This is a genomic window from Enterobacter sp. BRE11, assembly GCF_031844285.1.
In the GTDB taxonomy this organism is placed as follows: Bacteria; Pseudomonadota; Gammaproteobacteria; order Enterobacterales; family Enterobacteriaceae; genus Pantoea.
This window is the reverse complement of sequence record NZ_JAUZUX010000007.1, coordinates 1-18,813: the sequence shown is the minus strand read 5'-3', so window position 1 is coordinate 18,813 and position 18,813 is coordinate 1. Positions and strand designations below refer to the sequence as shown.

The window sequence follows — 18,813 nt, the reverse complement described above, 5'->3', positions numbered from 1 at the left end:
CGTTGGCGCATCAGCCGCGGAATTCGCTGCGCGGCATGATGTTGATGGTTTCATGCAGTTCCGACCAGACCAGCACCACGTCGCCGCGCTCCAGCTGGCGGCGCACGTCCGCCACCTTTTGCGCCAGGCTGCGCTCCTGCTCGCCATAGTCGGTGCCTTCGCGCAGCACAAAGGCTTCAATCAGGTTGGTCAGGGTATCGGGATCGAGCTGTTGCCAGGGAATAATCATGATGAGAGCCACTGTGTAAGCCACTGCGGCACACGCTGCTCAAGCCACATCTGCGGTTGACGCAGCGTGCCGCCGACAAAGCCAACGTGTCCGCCATAGGGCGTGAGTTGATAGGTCGTACTGGCTGAGAGCCGATCCGGCTGTGGGATCACCTCGTCAGTCATAAAAGGATCGTCTTTCGCGTGGATGATCAGCAAGGGTTTGCGCACATTTTTCAGCAGCGGCATAGCGCTAGCGCGACGGTAGTAGTCGCCCGCGTCAAGAAAGCCGTGGGCGCGGGCGGTAATGGCGTCGTCAAAGTCGCGCAGGCGACGCAGCGCCCTGAGCTGCGGCAGATCCACCGGCAGCGTGCCCGGCCAGGCGCGCAGCTTGCGCTCGGCGTTCTTTTTCAGCTGATCGAGCAGATAGCGCTGATAAAAGCGTGAAAAGCCCTGTTCCAGCTTCAGGCTGCACGGCTCCAGCAGCAGCGGCGCCGAGACGATGACCCCGGCGTCGAGCGGCGCGGCGTCGCCCAGCCTGCCGAGCAGGCAGCCCAGCATATTGCCGCCGAGCGAGACGCCCACCGCAGCGGTTGGCACATCGCCCCAGCGCGTTTTCAGCCAGCGCAGAAAAAAGGCGGCGTCTTCGGTTTCGCCGGAGTGATAGATGCGATGCAGGCGATTCGGCTCGCCGCTGCAGCCGCGAAAGTGCATCACCACGCCGAGCCAGCCCTGACGCTGGCAGGCGTGCATCAGCCCGTGAGCGTAAGGACTATGGAAGTTGCCTTCAAGGCCGTGAAACAGCACCACGCGCGGCTTATGGCTCGCCTGCTGCGGCTCTTCGCTCCAGGCGAGATCGACGAAGTCGCCGTCCGGCAGGTCGAGGCGCTGCCAGTGCGGACGTAGCAGCAGGCGACGGCGCACCAGACGCGGCAGCACCGTCTGCAGATGCGGATTGCGCAGGGCGCGCGGCGGCATAAAGCTCGCCGCTGCCTCAGGAGGAAAATTCATATCGCCAGCACTTGTCTGATTCATATCACACTGTTAGCTTCGTTAGGCTTGTTGCGAATCTGGGGGTAAGGAGCGCCCGTTCATGGAACTGAGCCTGTTTTTCTCAATGTTGGGTTTTCTCTGGGTCGCTGCTATCACGCCAGGGCCTAATAATATGTTACTCACCGCGTCAGGCGCCAATTTCGGCTTCTGGCGCACGGTGCCGCTCATGATCGGCATTATGATCGGCATGCAGCTGATGCTGCTAATGGTGGCGTTCGGCGTCGGCAGCCTGATCCTGCTCTATCCCGCGCTACACCTTATCCTGAAGATTGCCGGTAGTCTTTATCTGCTCTGGCTGGCGTGGAAAATCGCCACCGCCGCCTATGAAGAGCTGGAAACCGGCGACGCACCGCCAAAACCGATGCCGTTCTGGCAGGGCGGCCTGCTGCAGCTGATCAATCCAAAAGCCTGGCTGATGGCGCTGGGGGCGATCGCCAGCTTCAGCCTTGCCGGCTCCGCCTATCTGCACTCGGTGACGGCCATCAGCTTTGGTATGTTCCTGGTTAACCTGGTGGCGGGCATTATCTGGATCGGCTTCGGCGCGATGATCGGCCGCATCCTGCGCAGCCGCCGCGCCTGGACCCTTTTTAACCTGGCAATGGGCCTGCTGACCGCCGCCTGCGTGTTGCTGATCTGGCGCTGAGCTAGCTGGAGGCGCGCTCAACGCGCGTCCAGGGCAGCACTTCGCGCACGACGGGCGACGCCGGACGACGAATGCGCTGCAGCAAAAGCTGCACGCTGCGCGCGCCTAACTGATACATCGGCTGTTCGACGGTGGTCAGCGGCGGGTTGAGGCTGCTGGTGAAGGGGATGCCGTCAAAGCCGACGACGGCGAGATCTTCCGGCACGCGCAGACCCGCCTCCCGCGCGGCGTGCACCACGCCTACCGCCAGCACGTCCGATACCGCCAGCACCGCATCCGGCGGTTCGGGCTGCTGCAAAAGCTGACGCAGCGCCTGGCTGCCCGCCTCGCATGAAATTTCCTTTGCATAAGCGACGCCGCGCCACGGCAGCGCCAGCTGATCCAGACCTGCACGATAGCCCGCCTCCCGCTGGTGTGAATAGAGGTAACGCATATCGCTGTTTACCAGCCCGATACGGCGGCGGCCTTTGCCTGCCAGATAGCGTACCGTCTCCTGCGCCGCATGGCGGTTGTCGATAGCGACGGATGAGGCCGGTATAGCGGGATCGTATTCTGCGCACTGCACCCAGGGCGCGTCGCCGATAAGGGCGGCAATATCCTGCAACCCGGATGCCGCATCCATGGTGATGACGCCATCCACCACTTTGCCGCTTAGCAGGCCGAGCCAGGCAGATTCGCGCCGCAGCTGTGAGGCGGAGTTGCAGAGCAGAATATGGTAGCCCTGCGCCTCCGCTTCCGCTTCGATACCCTGCACCACGCGCGAGCAGAAAGGATTGGTAATATCGGAGATCAGCACCAGCAGCATATGGCTCTGGGCGGTGCGCAGCTGGCGCGCCAGCAAATTGGGCTGATAGTCGCTGGCGGAGATCGCCGCCAGCACCCGATCGCGCGTATCCGCTTTTACCCCTGGATGCGCGTTAAGCACGCGGGATACCGTTGCTTTTGATACGCCCGCCAGCAGCGCGACCTTCTCGATGGATATGTTGCCGCAACCCTTTTTTTATCGGTTTACCGTAGAGCCCTATCAATAGCACAGCGGCAATGTGAGCGCCTGCCATTTTGTCTGAATAATGGCGCATCTATTGTCAGATTTTGCATCAGCTTTACCGATCATGACCTAAGAACATCTGTTTATTAAGAATAATTTTTAATTCCTTTATGAAATCATCGCCGCTGGCGACACTGCGCCCATCATCAAATCCCGGCGGAGTGCGACCCCATGGCAGTAAAAAAACCCTTAACGATTCTGGCCGCAGCGCTTTCGCTGCTGGTCTTTCAGGCGCAGGCCGTCAACGTGACGGTGGCGTATCAGACCTCCGCCGAACCGGCAAAAGTCGCGCAGGCGGATAACACCTTCGCCAAAGAGAGCGGCGCGACCGTCGACTGGCGTAAGTTCGACAGCGGAGCGGGCGTGCTGCGCGCGCTGGCGTCGGGCGATGTGCAGATCGGCAATATCGGCTCCAGCCCATTGGCGGTGGCCGCCACCCAGCAGCTGCCGATCGAGGCCTTTTTACTGGCGTCCCAGCTCGGCAACTCCGAAGCGCTGGTGGTGAAAAAAAGCATCAGCGGCCCGAAAGATCTTATTGGCAAGCGCATCGCCGTGCCCTTTATTTCCACCACCCACTACAGCCTGCTGGCGGCGCTGAAACACTGGGGCATCAAGCCGACCGAGGTAAAGCTGGTGAACCTTCAGCCGCCCGCGATTATCGCCGCCTGGCAGCGCGGCGACATCGACGGCGCCTACGTCTGGGCACCCGCCGTCAACCAGCTGGAGAAGGATGGCAAGGTGCTGACCGACTCTTCCCAGGTGGGGCAGTGGGGGTCGCCGACGCTCGACGTCTGGGTGGTGCGCAAAGATTTCGCGAAGGCGCATCCTGAGGTCGTGACCGCCTTTGCCCGCAGCGCCCTTGAGGCGCAGAAACCTTACATCGACAACCCGGATAGATGGCTGAAGCAGCCGGATAACCTGAGCAAGCTGTCGCGCCTGAGCGGCGTGCCGGAAGCGCAGGTAGCGGATCTGGTGAAAGGCAACACCTACCTCACGGCGCAGCAGCAGGTGGAACAGCTGGGCAAACCGGTTAATCAGGCGATCGTCGATACGGCGAAATTCCTGAAGGATCAGGGCAAAGTGCCGCAGGCGAGCGCCGACTACAGCGATTTCGTCACCACCCGCTTTGTCGAGCCGCTGGCAAAACAGTAAGGAGAACCCCATGCTGCGCATCGCTCACCTCAACGCGCGTTATGACGGACGACCCGCGCTGCAGGATATCAACCTGCAGCTGGATAAAGGCGAACTGCTGGTGGCGCTTGGCCCGTCGGGCTGCGGCAAAACCACGCTGCTGAACCTGATCGCCGGCTTTTTACCGGTCGAGTCCGGCAGCATCACGCTGGAGGGGAAAGCCATCAGCGGGCCAGGCGCGGAGCGCGGCGTGGTGTTTCAGCACGAAGGGCTGCTGCCGTGGCGCAACGTGCTGGACAATGTCGCATTCGGCTTGCAGCTTGCGGGCATGGCGCGCGGCGAGCGCAACGCCATCGCGCGGCGGCTGATTAAGCAGGTCGGACTGGAAGGGGCGGAGAACCGTCCCATCTGGCAGCTCTCCGGCGGTCAGCGTCAGCGCGTCGGCATCGCCCGCGCGCTGGCGGCGGATCCCCAGCTGCTGCTGCTCGACGAGCCTTTCGGCGCACTGGACGCCTTTACCCGCGAACAGATGCAGACCCTGCTGCTGACGCTGTGGCGCGACAGCGGCAAGCAAATTTTTCTTATCACGCACGATATTGAAGAGGCGGTGTTTCTCGCCAGCGAACTGCTGCTGCTTTCGCCAGGGCCGGGCCGCATCGTGGAGCGCCTGAAGCTTAACTTTGGCCAGCGTTTCGCCGCTGGCGAACCCTGCCGCGCCATCAAATCCGATCCCGCTTTTATTGCGCAGCGCGAATATGTGCTGAGTCGGGTGTTCGAGCAGCGGGAGGCCTTTGCATGAGCGCGGTGATCAACGACAAAACGACGGCGGCGCGTCGCCGTCTGCGCTGGCCTTTTTCCCGCTCGTTCAGCCTGAGCCTGCTGAGCCTGGCGCTGCTGCTGCTGATCTGGTGGAGCATCACGGCGCTGGGGCTGATTAGTCCGCTGTTCCTGCCTGCGCCGCAGCAGGTATTGAGCAAGCTGCTGCTGATCGCCAGCCCGCAGGGCTTTATGGACGCCACGCTGTGGCAGCACCTCGCCGCCAGCCTGACGCGCATGCTGGTCGCCCTGTTCGCCGCGGCGGCCATCGGCATTCCGGTCGGCATCGCAATGGGTCTGAGTCCGGTGGTGCGCGGCCTGCTTGATCCGCTGATTGAGCTCTACCGCCCCGTGCCGCCGCTTGCCTGTCTGCCGCTGATTGTGATCTGGTTCGGTATCGGCGAAACCTCCAAAATCCTGTTGATCTATCTGGCAATTTTTGCGCCGGTGACGCTCTCAACCCTGGCGGGGGTGCGCAATACCCAGCAGGTGCGCATCCGCGCCGCCCAGTCACTGGGCGCCAGCCGCTGGCAGCTACTGCGCTGGGTGATCCTGCCTGGCGCGCTGCCGGAGATCCTGACCGGCCTGCGCATCGGCCTCGGCGTCGGCTGGTCGACGCTGGTGGCGGCGGAGCTGATCGCCGCAACGCGCGGGCTCGGCTTTATGGTGCAGTCCGCTGGCGAATTTCTGGCGACCGACGTCGTGCTGGCGGGCATCGCGGTTATCGCGCTGATTGCCTTTACCTTAGAACTCGGGCTGCGCGCCCTGCAGCGTCATCTGACGCCCTGGAATGGAGAACATTCATGAACGAAAAGCTGACTATCACCGCGCTCGGCCCCTACATCGGCGCACAGGTGGCGAATCTCGATTTAACCCGGCCGCTCAGCGACGCCCAGTTTGAACAGCTCTATCATGCGCTGCTGCGCCATCAGGTGCTGTTTCTGCGCGACCAGCCGGTTACGCCGCACCAGCAGCGCGCGCTGGCGGCGCGCTTCGGCGACCTGCATATCCATCCGGTTTATCCGCACGCCGACGGGGTAGAGGAGATTATCGTGCTGGATACCCATCGGGATAATCCGCCGGACAATGACAACTGGCACACCGACGTGACCTTTATCAGCACGCCGCCGGCGGTGGCGATTCTGGCGTCGAAGCTGCTGCCTGAGTCAGGCGGCGATACCCTGTGGGCAAGCGGCATCGCAGCCTATGAAGCCCTTTCCGCCCCGATTAAGACGCTGCTGGAGGGGCTGCATGCGGAGCATGACTTCAGAAAATCGTTCCAGGAGTATAAATATCGTCGAACCGAAGAGGAGCATCAGCGCTGGCAGGAGGCGGTAGCGAAACATCCGCCGGTGCAGCATCCGGTGGTGCGCACCCATCCGGTGAGCGAGCGCAAGGCGCTGTTTGTGAATGAGGGATTTACCACGCGGATTGTCGAGCTGAGCGAGAAAGAGAGCCAGGCTGTGCTGGCGCTGCTCTATGCGCATGCGACGAAGCCGGAGTTTCAGGTGCGCTGGCGCTGGCAGCCGAACGACGTGGCGATCTGGGATAACCGTGTGACGCAGCACTATGCGAATGCGGATTATTATCCGGCAAGGCGCGTTATGCACCGGGCGACGGTGCTGGGGGATCAGCCCTTTTAAAACGTCCGTACTGCTTACATTAAAACGTCCGTACCGGGCTGCGACCGTGTTGCCGCGCCGCGCCGCGCTCTTACATTAAAACGTCCGTACCGGGCTGCGACCGCGTTGCTGCGCCGCGCCATAATGCTCACATACGTCAGTATGCTCCGCTTATGGCGCGGCTGGCGCCTTGTCTCGCTCCGGTACGATCGTTTTAAGTCCGTGAAAAGCGAAAAGCGAAAAATCAGGAGGCGAGCATCGCCTCCAGCTGCTCCTGAGCATCCAGCCACGCCATCTCGACCTCTTCCAGCGCCGCTTTGCTCTCTGCCTGACGCTGCAGCGCCGCGGTGAGATCCGCCTTGCGGGATGGATCGTAGATGTCGCCGTCAGCAAGCTGAGCTTCCGCTTCGGTGAGCTGGGTCTGCCATTTCGCCATCTGCTTCTCCAGCTTCTCGATCGCTTTGCGCAGCGGCTGCGTCTGCGCGCGCAGCTCAGCCTCACGACGCTTCTGATCTTTACGCGCATGCGCGCTGTTGCCGTTGTCCTGCTTCGGCGCGGCGTCCGCCTGCGCCTGCTGCTTCTGCAGGTCGCTCAGCCATTGCTGGTAATCCTCCAGATCGCCCGGGAAGATATCGACCTTGCCGTCATGCACCAGGTAAAGATCGTCGGTGGTGGCGCGCAGCAGATGACGATCGTGCGAGACCACCACCAGCGCGCCTTCGAAATCGATCAAGGCTTCGGTCAGCGCCTGGCGCATATCGAGATCGAGGTGGTTGGTTGGCTCGTCGAGCAGCAGCAGGTTAGGGCGCTGCCAGACGATCAGCGCCAGCACCAGCCGCGCCTTTTCGCCGCCGGAGAAGCGCGCTGTCACTTCGCTGACCTTGTCGCCCTGGAAGCCGAAGCCGCCGAGATAGTCGCGCAGCTGCTGCTCCAGCACCTTCGGCGCAATGCGCGCCAGATGCTGCAGCGGTGACTCGTCGCTGCGCAAATACTCCAGCTGATGCTGCGCGAAGTAGCCCAGCTTAATGCCTTTCGCCAGCCCGACCTCGCCGTCGAGCGGGGTCAGTTCACCCGCCAGCAGCTTAATCAGCGTCGATTTGCCTGCGCCGTTGCGGCCCAGCAGGCCGATGCGCGAGCCCGGCACAAGATTGAGCTTGATAGCGTCGAGAATAATGCGCTCGCCGTAGCCTGCGGTGACTTTCTCCATCTTCAGCAACGGGTTCGGCAAACTTTCCGGCGCGCGGAAGCTGAAGCTGAAAGGGTTGTCGACGTGCGCCGGCGCAATCATCTCCATGCGTTCCAGCATCTTGATGCGGCTCTGCGCCTGCTTCGCTTTTGAGGCCTTGGCGCGGAAGCGGTCGATATAGCTTTGCAGATGCGCCACTTTCTCCTGCTGGCTTTCAAACAGCGCCTGCTGCTGCGCCAGTTTGGCGACGCGCTGACGTTCAAACGAGCTGTAGTTGCCGGTGTATTCGTAGAGACTTTCCTGCTCGATATGGATGATTTTATCCACCACCGGATCGAGGAAGTCGCGGTCGTGCGAGATCAGGATCAGCGTGCCTTCGTAGCTTTTTAGCCAGCGCTCCAGCCAGATCACCGCGTCGAGATCGAGGTGGTTAGTGGGTTCGTCGAGCAGCAGCAGATCTGAACGGCAGACCAGCGCCTGCGCAAGGTTAAGGCGCATACGCCAGCCGCCGGAGAAGTCGCTCACCGGACGGTTCAGCTGCTCCTGGCTAAAGCCGAGGCCGTGCAGCAGGCTTGAGGCGCGGGCGTGAATGCTCCACGCCTGAATGGCGTCCAGCTTGCCGTGCAGCAGCGCGATGGCGTTGCCGTCGTTGCGCTGGTTGGCCTCCGCCAGCTGCGCCTCAAGCTCGCGATATTCGCGATCGCCGTCGATAACGTATTCCAGCGCCGGTTTGCTCAGCGCCGGGGTCTCCTGGTTAACCCAGGCCAGCGCCCAGTTGCCGGGAAAGGTCACGCCGCCCGCGTCGCTGGCGATCTCGCCTTTCAACAGCGCCAGCAGGGTCGATTTGCCACAGCCGTTTTTACCCACCAGGCCGACTTTCTGGCCGGGATTGATGGTAGCGGAAGCGTTATCGAGCAGCACGCGGACGCCGCGGCGGATTTGCAGAGAAGAAAAGACAATCATAAGCGCCGTATCGTCAGAATATGTTAATTTACCCACCACATAATTAGAGGGTGTCGCGTCGTGCATGGTAGCGGAAAAGCGCCGCTATGACGACGCTTTGGAAGAGGATAACTATGTCGCAGCCAGCAAAAGTTTTGCTGCTTTATGCCCATCCGGAAACGCAGGAGTCGATAGCGAATCGGGTCCTGCTGCAGTCGGCCCAGAAACAGGAGAACGTCACCGTACACGATCTGTACGCCCACTATCCTGATTTTTTTATCGATATTCACTATGAACAGCAGCTACTGCGCGAACATCAGGTGATCGTTTTCCAGCATCCGCTTTATACCTATAGCTGCCCCGCGCTGCTGAAAGAGTGGCTGGATCGCGTGCTGTCGCGCGGCTTCGCTAACGGTGTCGACGGCAATGCGCTGGAAGGCAAATACTGGCGCAGCGTCATCACCACCGGCGAGCCAGAGGCGGCCTATCAGCAGAGCGGCCTTAACCGCTATTCCATGTCAGACATTATGCGTCCGTTCGAACTTACCGCGCAGATGTGCCGCATGCACTGGATGACGCCGATGATCCTTTACTGGGCGCGGCGACAGCCGAAAGAGGTGATGAGCCACTTTGCCCGCGCCTATGGCGAATGGCTCGCCGCGCCGCTGCCCAACGGAGGTCTCTGATGGAAGGACAAACGCTGCTGACCGCAGGCGTGATCTATCTGGTGGCGGCGGTGCTGATCGTGCCGATTGCCGCGCGTCTCGGCATTGGCGCAGTGCTGGGCTATCTGGTGGCCGGTATCGCTATCGGCCCCTGGGGACTGGGCTTTATCAGCGACGTCGAGGAGATCCTGCACTTCTCGGAGCTGGGCGTAGTGTTCCTGATGTTTATTATCGGGCTGGAGCTGAATCCCTCGAAGCTCTGGGCGTTACGGCGTTCGATTTTCGGCGTCGGCGCGGCGCAGGTGCTGATCTCCGCGGGCATCCTCGGCGTGCTGCTGTGGCTGAGCGACTTTAGCTGGCAGGCCGCGGTGATTGGCGGTATCGGCCTCGCGATGTCCTCGACTGCGATGGCGCTGCAGCTGATGCGAGACAAAGGCATGAACCGCAGCGAAGCTGGGCAGCTCGGCTTTTCGGTGCTGCTGTTCCAGGACCTGGCGGTGATCCCGGCGCTGGCGCTGGTGCCGCTGCTGGCGGGCAGCGACAGTGGCAATATCGACTGGATGAAGATTGGCATGAAGGTGCTGGCCTTCGCTGGCATGCTGGTGGGTGGACGCTACCTGCTGCGGCCGATTTTCCGCTTTATCGCCGCCTCCGGCGTGCGTGAGGTCTTTACCGCCGCCGCGCTGCTGCTGGTGCTGGGCTCGGCGTTGTTCATGGATGCACTCGGACTGTCGATGGCGCTGGGTACCTTTATCGCCGGCATCCTGCTGGCGGAAAGCGAGTACCGCCACGAACTGGAAGTCGCCATCGATCCCTTTAAAGGGCTGCTGCTTGGGCTGTTCTTTATCTCCGTCGGCATGGCGCTTAACCTTGGCGTGCTCTATACCCATATTCTGGCGATCCTGCTCGGCGTACTGATTCTGGTCACGGTGAAGACGCTGGTGCTCTATGTGCTGGCGCGGGTCTACGGCCTGCGCAGCTCGGAGCGTCAGCAGTTCGCCGGCGTGCTGAGCCAGGGCGGCGAATTCGCCTTTGTGCTCTTTTCCGCCGCCTCGTCGGCGCGCCTGTTCGCTGGCGATCAGCTGCCATTACTGCTGGTGACGGTCACGCTGTCGATGATGACCACACCGCTGCTGATGCAGGCGATCGATAAGCTGCTGGCGCGGCGCTTTAATGAAGTGGACGAAGATGGCGAAAAGCCGTTCGTGGAGGATGACCAGCCGCAGGTGATCGTGGTGGGCTTCGGCCGAATGGGGCAGGTGGTGGGCCGCCTGCTGATGGCCAATAATAAAAGGATTACGGTGCTGGAGCGCGACATCAGCGCGGTCAGCCTGATGCGCAAATATGGCTACAAGGTTTACTATGGCGATGCCACCGAGCTGGAGCTGCTGCGCGCCGCCGGTGCGGCCAGCGCGCAGTCGATCGTCATCACCTGCAACGAGCCGGAAGATACCATGGCCATCGTGCATCTCTGTCAGCAGCACTTTCCGCAGCTGGAGATCGTGGCACGAGCGCGCGGACGCGTCGAGGCGCACGAGCTGCTGCAGGCGGGCGTTACGCAGTTCTCGCGTGAAACCTTCTCCAGCGCGCTGGAGCTGGGACGCAAAGCGCTGATTTCGGTCGGTATGCATCCGCACCAGGCACAGCGCGCGCAGCTGCACTTCCGCCGTCTCGATATGCGTATGCTGCGCGAGCTGATGCCGAATCACACCGATAACGCCCAGATCTCCCGCGTGCGCGAGGCGCGGCGCGAGCTGGAGGATATTTTCCAGCGCGAGATGCAGCATGAGAGACGACAGATTGACGACTGGGATGAAGATCAGTAACAGCAAACAGGTTAACGATTATGCGTAAACGATTTATTGCCGGTGCGGTTTGCCCGCACTGTCAGGAAAAAGACACGCTGGCGATGTGGCGAGAAAACAACGTTGACGTCGTGGAGTGCGTAAAGTGCGGACACCAGATGCGCGAGGCGGATAAGCAGGTTCGCGATCAGGTTCGCAGCCAGGAGCAAGTGATCGGTATTTTCCATCCCGAGTAGCGAAATGGCGCAGCTTTTTTTACGCTTAAACTTACAGCGGGATTGAATTCCGATACAATCGGCGCCACTAACGCTGAGGTTAATCGCGTCGCGTAAGAGGCGATCTCAGCCCCGAACCTTTCTGGTTGGTGTTATTGCACGTAAGAATAGACCAATGAGACGGGATCTTAGTTCTCAACGGTTAGGAGATATCATGAAAGTAGCAAAAGACCTGGTGGTGAGCCTGGCCTATCAGGTACGTACAGAAGATGGTGTGTTGGTTGACGAGTCGCCGGTAAGTGCGCCGTTAGACTATCTGCACGGTCATGGTTCCCTGATTTCTGGTCTGGAAAAAGCGCTGGAAAATCACGATGTCGGCGACAAGTTTGACGTGCATATTCCGGCTAACGATGCATACGGCCAGTATGACGATAATCTGGTGCAGCGCGTACCGAAAGACGTCTTTATGGGCGTTGACGAACTGCAGGTTGGCATGCGCTTCCTGGCGGAAACCGATCAGGGTCCGGTTCCGGTCGAAATCACCGAAGTGGAAGATGAGCACGTCGTGGTTGATGGCAACCACATGCTGGCGGGTCAGAACCTGAACTTCAACGTGGAAGTCGTCGCGATCCGCGAAGCGACCCCGGAAGAGCTGGCGCACGGCCACGTTCACGGCGAGCACGGTCACGACCATGACCACGATCATGGCCATGGTCACGATCACGGCAACGGCGGCTGCGGCAGCCACGGCGGTTGCGGCTGCAGCCACTAAGCCACCCCGATTTCAAAGGCCACCTTCGCAGGTGGCTTTTTTTTGCCTTTGCGATCGAAGAATGGGTGAGCAAGCGGCATCGCTGCTCACCCATTCCGGACAGATCAATAATGCGGAGGCGGCGTCTCTTCTGACTGCGAAGCCACCATCGAGGGTGCGGCCGCTTTCAGCTTATCCAGCAGCAGACGCTGCTGCTCGCGCATTTTCGCCATTTCCAGCTCATGCTGCACCACCGTCTGATTAAGCTGATCGATGGTCAGCTCCTGAAAGGCCAGTTTGCTTTCCAGCGCTTCAAGCCGTTGTTCCCACTCTGATTGTTGCATGAGCTCTCCTTATAGTCCGACGCTGCAAATCTCGCATCAGGCGCTGATTCTACGGCTTCCCCCGTAAGAATCACCCGATTTCTTTGCCGCCTCGCCTGTAAAGGGTTGAATAACGCCTTAGCAGCATCATCTCTGATGAAACTTCCTGATGCAAAAAAGGTCGGAGGAGAACCGGGTAATTACGCTGCGGGAGTGTTCGCCGCTGCCGCGTACAGTTATAGTGTGGAGCTTTAGTCCGCAATAATTCCCGAGGTGAGACGCTTCGGTTTTGGAGAAAGGATGAAATCACTGTTTAAAGTCACAATGTTAGCCACCACCATGGCCATCGCGCTGAACGCGCCGCTGGCCATGGCAGCCGAAGCGACCGCAGCGCCTGCTGCGAGCGATGCGGCACCGCAGGCACCGAAAAATGCGGCCTTCAAAAATGAAGACCAGCAATCAGCCTATGCTCTGGGCGCCTCGCTGGGTCGCTACATGGACAACTCCCTGAAGGAACAGGAGAAACTGGGCATCAAGCTGGATAAAGATCAGCTGATCGCTGGCGTTCAGGATGCGTTTGGTGGCAAGAGCAAACTCTCCGATCAAGAGATTGAGCAGACCCTGCAGGCTTTTGAAGGCCGCGTGAAAGGCGCTGCGCAGGCGAAGATGGAAAAAGATGCGAAAGAGAACGCCGATAAAGGCACCGCTTTTGCCGACAAATTTGCCAAAGAGAGCGGCGTGAAGAAAACCGAATCTGGCCTGCTCTATAAAGTAGAGAAAGAAGGCAGCGGTGACGTGCCGAAAGACAGCGATACCGTGGTCGTGAACTACAAAGGCACCCTGATTGACGGCACCGAGTTTGATAACTCCTATACGCGCGGCGAGCCGCTCTCTTTCCGTCTCGACGGCGTGATTCCGGGCTGGACCGAAGGCCTGAAGCACGTGAAGAAAGGCGGCAAAATCAAGCTGGTGATCCCGCCACAGCTCGCCTACGGCAAAAACGGCGTGCCGGGCATTCCGGCCAACTCGACGCTGGTGTTCGATGTTGAACTGCTCGACATCAAGCCAGCACCTAAAGCAGATGAGAAAGCGCAGGCGCCAGCCGCCGACGCGAAAAAATCTCAATAATCTGTCTGCCGCCGCCTTCGGGCGGCGGTTTAATTTCCCGCCTGTGACAAAGCTCTGGCATAAGCGTGCGACATTTGCCAGACTATCCTCTGCATAACTTTCCCAATAAAAAGAGTCTGCCCGCTGCGCTGAGACAGGCTCCAGCCATTTAGGGTAATGTCTTCGATGTCAAATCCATTCAATCCCGGCGAACTGAGCGACTTCGATTTACTGGAGCAGCGTCCCTTCGAGCAGACGGACTACGATATCCTCCGGTCCTATGAGGCGGTGGTCGACGGCCTGGCCATGCTGATTGGTTCGCACTGCGAAATCGTGCTGCATTCGCTGGAAGATCTGAAATGTTCGGCGGTACGCATCGCCAACGGCGAGCATACCGGCCGTAAAGTGGGCTCGCCGATTACCGATCTGGCGCTGCGCATGCTGCACGACATGCATGGTGCGGACAGCAACGTTTCGCGCGCCTATTTCACCCGCGCCAAAAGCGGCGTGCTGATGAAGTCGGTCACCATCGCGATACGTAACCGACAGCAGCGCGTCATTGGGCTGTTGTGCATTAACATGAACCTTGATGTGCCCTTCTCGCAGATTATGTCGACCTTTATGCCGCCGGAGATGCATCAGGTCGATTCGAACGTGAACTTCGCCAGCTCGGTGGAAGATCTGGTGACGCAAACGCTGGAGTTCACCATCGAAGAGGTGAGCGCCGATCGCAATGTCTCTAATAACGCCAAGAATCGTCAGATCGTGCTGAATCTCTATGAGAAGGGCATCTTCGATATCAAAGACGCGATCAACCAGGTCGCGGATCGCCTCAATATCTCTAAGCACACCGTCTATCTCTATATTCGCCAGTTCAAGAACGGCGATTTCCAGGGGCAGGAGCGCTAATGCGCTATACCCTGTTGGTGACCGGCCCGGCCTACGGTACACAGCAGGCGAGCAGCGCTTTGCTGTTCGCCCGCGCGCTGCTGGCCGCGGGTCATCAGCTGCAGAGCGTCTTCTTCTATCGCGAGGGCGTGCTGAACGCCAATGAGCTTACCGCGCCGGCCAGCGATGAAGCGGATATTGTGCGCGCCTGGCTAGCCCTGCATCAGGAGCAGGGCGTGGCGCTGAATATCTGCGTGGCCGCCGCGCTACGCCGCGGCATCACCGACGCGCAGGAGGCGGAGCGGCTGCAGCTGGTGGGCAGCAATCTGCAGCCAGGATTTGAACTTAGCGGCCTGGGCGCGCTGGCGGAAGCCGCGCTCGGCTGCGATCGTCTGGTGCAGTTTTAATGAACCGCGTCGCTTTTGTCTTTACCCGCGCGCCGCACGGCAGCAGCGCGGGCCGCGAGGGACTCGACGCCGCGCTCGCCACCGGCGCGCTGAGCGAGTCGATAGGGCTGTTCTTTATCGGCGACGGCGTTCTGCAGCTTATGCCTGACCAGCAGCCAGAGAAGATCCTCGCGCGCAATCATGCCGCCACGTTTGGCGTGCTGGCGCTGTATGATATCGAGCAGTGCTATATCAGCCGTGAAGCGCTGCGCGAACGCGGCCTGGCGGAAGAGGACGCGCGCGTTATGGATGTCGGCATTCTGGATGCGGCGGCGCTGCGGCGGCAGCTGGCGACCTACGATCGCATCATCACTTTTTAAGAGCGCGCTATGTTACACACCCTGATGCATTCACCCTGGTACAGCGACCTCGACACGCTGCTGCTCCTGCTGACGGCGGAGGATGATTTGCTGCTGCTGCAGGATGGCGTGCTGGGCGCGCTGGAAGGCAGCAGCGCGTTAAGCCGCTTGCTGACATCGTCCGCAACGCTCTGGGTGCTGACGGAGGACGTGATCGCCCGCGGTCTTTCTGGTCAAATTTCAGCCAAAATAAGACCGGTGGACTATACTGGTTTCGTCACGCTCACTGAAAAACATCGGCAGCAAATGACCTGGTAATGCGTAAAGCCTGGTTATTTCTTGACACCCTATGGGCTCAGCCCTAAAATTCTGCCTCCTCGTAGTTATACGGGGCGATTTATTACGTGTTTACGAAGCAAAAGCAAATCCAGGAGCTATTTAATGGCAACAGTTAACCAGCTGGTTCGCAAACCACGCGTACGCAAAGTTGCAAAGAGCAACGTGCCTGCGCTGGAAGCTTGCCCGCAAAAACGTGGCGTTTGTACCCGTGTGTACACCACCACTCCGAAAAAACCGAACTCCGCACTGCGTAAAGTTTGCCGTGTTCGTCTGACTAACGGTTTTGAAGTTACCTCCTATATCGGCGGTGAAGGTCATAACCTGCAGGAACACTCCGTGATCCTGATCCGTGGCGGTCGTGTTAAAGACCTGCCAGGTGTGCGTTACCACACCGTTCGTGGCGCGCTGGACTGCTCAGGTGTTAAAGACCGTAAGCAGGCTCGCTCCAAGTACGGCGTGAAGAAGCCAAAGGCTTAATGGTTCTCCGTTAAGTAAGGCCAAACGTTTTAACTTAAATGTCAAACTAAACTCGTAGAGTTTTGGACAATCCTGAATTAACAACGGAGTATTTCCATGCCACGTCGTCGCGTCATTGGTCAGCGTAAAATCCTGCCGGATCCTAAGTTCGGATCAGAGCTGCTGGCCAAATTTGTAAATATCCTGATGGTAGATGGTAAAAAATCTACTGCTGAATCAATCGTTTATACTGCGCTTGAGACCCTGGCTCAGCGTTCTGGTAAAAACGAGCTGGAAGCCTTTGAAGTAGCCCTCGAAAACGTACGTCCGACTGTCGAAGTTAAGTCACGTCGCGTTGGTGGTTCTACCTATCAGGTACCAGTAGAAGTCCGTCCGGTTCGTCGTAATGCTCTGGCAATGCGTTGGATCGTAGAAGCTGCTCGTAAACGCGGTGATAAATCTATGGCTCTCCGCCTGGCGAACGAACTTTCTGACGCTGCAGAAAACAAAGGTACTGCAGTTAAGAAACGTGAAGACGTTCACCGTATGGCTGAAGCCAACAAGGCGTTCGCACACTACCGCTGGTAATCACCACGTAGTTGTTGTTAAACCAGCGGGCGCTCAAAAAGCCAACCCGCTGGGGTCGACTAACTTTGAACGTCCGAGAATCAGAGGAATCAAATGGCTCGTAAAACACCCATTGAGCGCTATCGTAACATCGGTATCAGTGCTCACATCGACGCCGGTAAGACTACTACTACCGAACGCGTTCTGTTCTACACCGGTGTAAACCACAAAATCGGTGAAGTGCACGACGGCGCCGCAACCATGGACTGGATGGAGCAAGAGCAGGAACGTGGTATTACCATCACGTCTGCAGCGACCACCTGTTTCTGGTCAGGTATGGCTAAGCAGTTTGAGCCACACCACATCAATATCATCGACACCCCTGGACACGTTGACTTCACCATCGAAGTTGAGCGTTCAATGCGTGTGCTTGATGGTGCAGTAATGGTTTACTGTGCAGTTGGTGGTGTTCAGCCACAGTCTGAGACCGTATGGCGCCAGGCTAATAAATATAAAGTTCCACGCATTGCGTTCGTTAACAAAATGGACCGCATGGGTGCTAACTTCCTGAAAGTTGTTGGTCAGATGGAAGCGCGTCTGGGTGCAAACCCGGTTCCGCTTCAGCTGGCTATTGGCGCTGAAGAAAAATTCACCGGTGTTGTTGATTTGGTGAAAATGAAAGCCATCAACTGGAACGATGCCGACCAGGGCGTGACCTTCGTTTACGAAGATATCCCGGCCGACATGCAGGAACTGGCTGAAGAGTGGCGCGGCAAGCTGATCGAAGCAGCAGCAGAAGCTTCTGAAGAGCTGATGGAGAAATTCTTCAGCGGCGAAGAGCTGAGCGAAGAAGAGATCAAAACCGCTCTGCGTCAGCGCGTACTGCGCAACGAAATCATCCTGGTAACCTGTGGTTCTGCATTCAAGAACAAAGGTGTGCAGGCGATGCTGGATGCGGTAGTTGAATACCTGCCAGCACCGACTGACGTTACCGCGATCAACGGTATGCTGGACGACGGTAAAGACACGCCGGCTGTGCGTCATTCTGACGATAAAGAACCGTTTGCGGCGCTGGCATTCAAAATTGCCAACGACCCGTTCGTGGGCAACCTGACCTTCTTCCGCGTTTATTCTGGCGTGGTTAACACGGGTGACACTGTATTTAACCCGGTTAAGTCAAACCGTGAGCGTCTGGGCCGTATCGTTCAGATGCACGCTAACAAGCGTGAAGAGATTAAAGAAGTTCGTGCGGGCGACATCGCAGCGGCGATTGGCCTGAAAGATGTGACCACCGGTGACACCCTGTGTGACCCGGATAACGTCATCATCCTTGAGCGCATGGAGTTCCCGGAGCCGGTAATTTCTATCGCCGTTGAGCCGAAAACCAAAGCTGACCAGGAAAAAATGGGTCTGGCTCTGGGTCGTCTGGCGAAAGAAGACCCGTCATTCCGCGTATGGACTGACGAAGAGTCTAACCAGACCATCATCGCCGGTATGGGTGAGCTGCACCTCGACATCATCGTTGACCGCATGAAGCGTGAATTCAACGTTGAAGCGAACGTGGGTAAACCTCAGGTTGCTTACCGCGAAGCGATTCGCTCTAAAGTTACCGATATCGAAGGTAAACACGCTAAGCAGTCTGGTGGTCGCGGTCAGTATGGTCATGTTGTTATCGACATGTACCCGCTGGAGCCGGGTTCAAACCCGAAAGGCTACGAATTTGTCAACGATATCAAAGGTGGTGTGATTCCTGGCGAATACATCCCTGCGGTTGACAAAGGCATCCAGGAGCAGCTGAAATCTGGTCCGCTGGCGGGTTACCCGGTAGTTGATCTGGGCGTGCGTCTGCACTTCGGTTCTTACCATGACGTTGACTCCTCTGAGCTGGCGTTTAAACTGGCCGCTTCTATCGCCTTCAAAGATGGCTTTAAGAAAGCGCAGCCCGTTCTGCTTGAGCCTATCATGAAGGTAGAAGTAGAAACGCCGGAAGAGAACACCGGTGACGTCATCGGTGACCTGAGCCGTCGTCGTGGTATGCTCAAAGGTCAGGAATCTAACGCTACTGGCGTTCAGATTCACGCTGAAGTTCCGCTGTCTGAAATGTTCGGATACGCGACCCAGTTGCGTTCTCTGACCAAAGGCCGTGCTTCTTACTCCATGGAGTTCCTGAAGTACGATGATGCGCCGAACAACGTCGCTCAGGCCGTTATTGAAGCTCGTGGCAAATAAGGCCACGGTTTAAAAATTGTGAACTGATGCCTTCGTCAATGATGAAGGCATAACGTAAGGATTATCGCCATGGCG

Annotated in this window: 22 protein-coding genes; 17 read left to right on the top strand and 5 right to left on the bottom strand. The window is 58.7% G+C overall.

Going from position 1 to position 18,813, the window contains the following annotated elements; translation table 11 throughout:
* Window positions 1-10: 10 nt before the first annotated feature.
* Together Q9R34_RS08775 and Q9R34_RS08770 are read right to left on the bottom strand one after the other, a co-directional pair.
* A complete protein-coding gene (locus Q9R34_RS08775) occupies window positions 11-229 on the bottom strand; it encodes a YheU family protein (RefSeq protein ID WP_033753035.1) in 219 nt (72 codons plus the stop codon).
* Window positions 226-1,242, bottom strand: coding sequence for a hydrolase (locus Q9R34_RS08770; protein ID WP_485893143.1), 1,017 nt, complete (start codon window positions 1,240-1,242; stop codon window positions 226-228). The genes Q9R34_RS08775 and Q9R34_RS08770 overlap by 4 nt, the downstream gene beginning before the upstream one ends.
* Window positions 1,243-1,300: 58 nt before the next feature.
* Here Q9R34_RS08770 and Q9R34_RS08765 point away from each other — a divergent pair, with 58 nt between their 5' ends.
* Window positions 1,301-1,903 carry a LysE family translocator gene (locus Q9R34_RS08765; protein ID WP_434124858.1) on the top strand — a complete coding sequence of 201 codons (603 nt, stop codon included), beginning with the start codon at window positions 1,301-1,303 and terminating at the stop codon, window positions 1,901-1,903.
* A 1-nt stretch (window position 1,904) separates the two neighbouring features.
* On the opposite strand, the gene Q9R34_RS08760 is transcribed toward Q9R34_RS08765, so the two are convergent.
* The gene (locus tag Q9R34_RS08760) at window positions 1,905-2,885 is read right to left on the bottom strand and encodes a LacI family DNA-binding transcriptional regulator (RefSeq protein WP_485893311.1); all 981 of its coding nucleotides are present in this window, start codon (window positions 2,883-2,885) and stop codon (window positions 1,905-1,907) included.
* Between the two features lie 237 nt (window positions 2,886-3,122).
* On the opposite strand from Q9R34_RS08760, the gene tauA reads away from it, so the two are divergent.
* The 4 genes from tauA to tauD are packed head-to-tail and all read left to right on the top strand — an operon-like array spanning window position 3,123 to window position 6,541.
* The gene (gene tauA, locus Q9R34_RS08755; RefSeq protein WP_485893142.1) at window positions 3,123-4,103 is read left to right on the top strand and encodes a taurine ABC transporter substrate-binding protein; all 981 of its coding nucleotides are present in this window, start codon (window positions 3,123-3,125) and stop codon (window positions 4,101-4,103) included.
* Between the two features lie 10 nt (window positions 4,104-4,113).
* The gene (tauB, locus tag Q9R34_RS08750) at window positions 4,114-4,881 is read left to right on the top strand and encodes a taurine ABC transporter ATP-binding subunit (RefSeq protein ID WP_485893141.1); all 768 of its coding nucleotides are present in this window, start codon (window positions 4,114-4,116) and stop codon (window positions 4,879-4,881) included.
* Complete coding sequence (tauC, locus tag Q9R34_RS08745; RefSeq protein WP_485893140.1) at window positions 4,878-5,705, top strand: taurine ABC transporter permease TauC; 828 nt, start codon at window positions 4,878-4,880, stop codon at window positions 5,703-5,705. Before tauB ends, tauC begins: the two co-directional genes overlap by 4 nt.
* The gene (gene tauD / locus Q9R34_RS08740; protein ID WP_434124862.1) at window positions 5,702-6,541 is read left to right on the top strand and encodes a taurine dioxygenase; all 840 of its coding nucleotides are present in this window, start codon (window positions 5,702-5,704) and stop codon (window positions 6,539-6,541) included. The genes tauC and tauD overlap by 4 nt, the downstream gene beginning before the upstream one ends.
* Window positions 6,542-6,764: 223 nt before the next feature.
* Here tauD and Q9R34_RS08735 read toward each other — a convergent pair whose 3' ends face one another.
* Window positions 6,765-8,669: an ABC transporter ATP-binding protein gene (locus Q9R34_RS08735; RefSeq protein WP_485893139.1), complete on the bottom strand. Its 1,905-nt coding sequence runs from the start codon at window positions 8,667-8,669 to the stop codon at window positions 6,765-6,767.
* 113 nt (window positions 8,670-8,782) lie between these two features.
* Between Q9R34_RS08735 and kefG the strand changes: the two genes are divergently transcribed.
* The 4 genes from kefG to slyD all read left to right on the top strand — a co-directional run bounded on the left by kefG (window position 8,783) and on the right by slyD (window position 12,105).
* Window positions 8,783-9,334 (top strand): glutathione-regulated potassium-efflux system ancillary protein KefG, encoded by a 552-nt coding sequence (gene kefG, locus Q9R34_RS08730; protein WP_033792557.1) that lies wholly within the window; start codon window positions 8,783-8,785, stop codon window positions 9,332-9,334.
* The gene (gene kefB, locus Q9R34_RS08725) at window positions 9,334-11,139 is read left to right on the top strand and encodes a glutathione-regulated potassium-efflux system protein KefB (RefSeq protein ID WP_485893138.1); all 1,806 of its coding nucleotides are present in this window, start codon (window positions 9,334-9,336) and stop codon (window positions 11,137-11,139) included. Before kefG ends, kefB begins: the two co-directional genes overlap by 1 nt.
* A gap of 20 nt (window positions 11,140-11,159) precedes the next feature.
* Window positions 11,160-11,354, top strand: coding sequence for a YheV family putative zinc ribbon protein (locus Q9R34_RS08720; protein ID WP_033753007.1), 195 nt, complete (start codon window positions 11,160-11,162; stop codon window positions 11,352-11,354).
* 193 nt (window positions 11,355-11,547) lie between these two features.
* Window positions 11,548-12,105, top strand: coding sequence for a peptidylprolyl isomerase (gene slyD, locus Q9R34_RS08715; protein WP_485893137.1), 558 nt, complete (start codon window positions 11,548-11,550; stop codon window positions 12,103-12,105).
* A gap of 104 nt (window positions 12,106-12,209) precedes the next feature.
* Here slyD and Q9R34_RS08710 read toward each other — a convergent pair whose 3' ends face one another.
* Window positions 12,210-12,428 (bottom strand): SlyX family protein, encoded by a 219-nt coding sequence (locus Q9R34_RS08710; protein WP_033753004.1) that lies wholly within the window; start codon window positions 12,426-12,428, stop codon window positions 12,210-12,212.
* A gap of 279 nt (window positions 12,429-12,707) precedes the next feature.
* On the opposite strand from Q9R34_RS08710, the gene fkpA reads away from it, so the two are divergent.
* From fkpA to fusA, 8 genes are all read left to right on the top strand, one after another.
* Complete coding sequence (gene fkpA / locus Q9R34_RS08705) at window positions 12,708-13,535, top strand: FKBP-type peptidyl-prolyl cis-trans isomerase (protein ID WP_434124865.1); 828 nt, start codon at window positions 12,708-12,710, stop codon at window positions 13,533-13,535.
* Window positions 13,536-13,700: 165 nt separating this feature from the next.
* Entirely contained in the window at window positions 13,701-14,423 is a 723-nt protein-coding gene (locus Q9R34_RS08700; RefSeq protein WP_033752999.1) for a helix-turn-helix transcriptional regulator, read from the top strand.
* Complete coding sequence (gene tusD, locus Q9R34_RS08695; protein WP_434124866.1) at window positions 14,423-14,809, top strand: sulfurtransferase complex subunit TusD; 387 nt, start codon at window positions 14,423-14,425, stop codon at window positions 14,807-14,809. Before Q9R34_RS08700 ends, tusD begins: the two co-directional genes overlap by 1 nt.
* Complete coding sequence (gene tusC / locus Q9R34_RS08690; protein WP_485893136.1) at window positions 14,809-15,168, top strand: sulfurtransferase complex subunit TusC; 360 nt, start codon at window positions 14,809-14,811, stop codon at window positions 15,166-15,168. Before tusD ends, tusC begins: the two co-directional genes overlap by 1 nt.
* A 9-nt stretch (window positions 15,169-15,177) precedes the next feature.
* Window positions 15,178-15,465 (top strand): sulfurtransferase complex subunit TusB, encoded by a 288-nt coding sequence (gene tusB / locus Q9R34_RS08685; protein ID WP_485893135.1) that lies wholly within the window; start codon window positions 15,178-15,180, stop codon window positions 15,463-15,465.
* A 123-nt stretch (window positions 15,466-15,588) separates the two neighbouring features.
* Entirely contained in the window at window positions 15,589-15,963 is a 375-nt protein-coding gene (rpsL, locus tag Q9R34_RS08680) for a 30S ribosomal protein S12 (RefSeq protein WP_003852912.1), read from the top strand.
* A gap of 96 nt (window positions 15,964-16,059) precedes the next feature.
* On the top strand, window positions 16,060-16,530 hold the full coding sequence (gene rpsG, locus Q9R34_RS08675; RefSeq protein WP_013510774.1) for a 30S ribosomal protein S7: 471 nt from the start codon (window positions 16,060-16,062) through the stop codon (window positions 16,528-16,530).
* Window positions 16,531-16,623: 93 nt separating this feature from the next.
* Window positions 16,624-18,738 carry an elongation factor G gene (gene fusA, locus Q9R34_RS08670; protein ID WP_434124869.1) on the top strand — a complete coding sequence of 705 codons (2,115 nt, stop codon included), beginning with the start codon at window positions 16,624-16,626 and terminating at the stop codon, window positions 18,736-18,738.
* The last annotated feature ends 75 nt before the right edge of the window (window positions 18,739-18,813 follow it).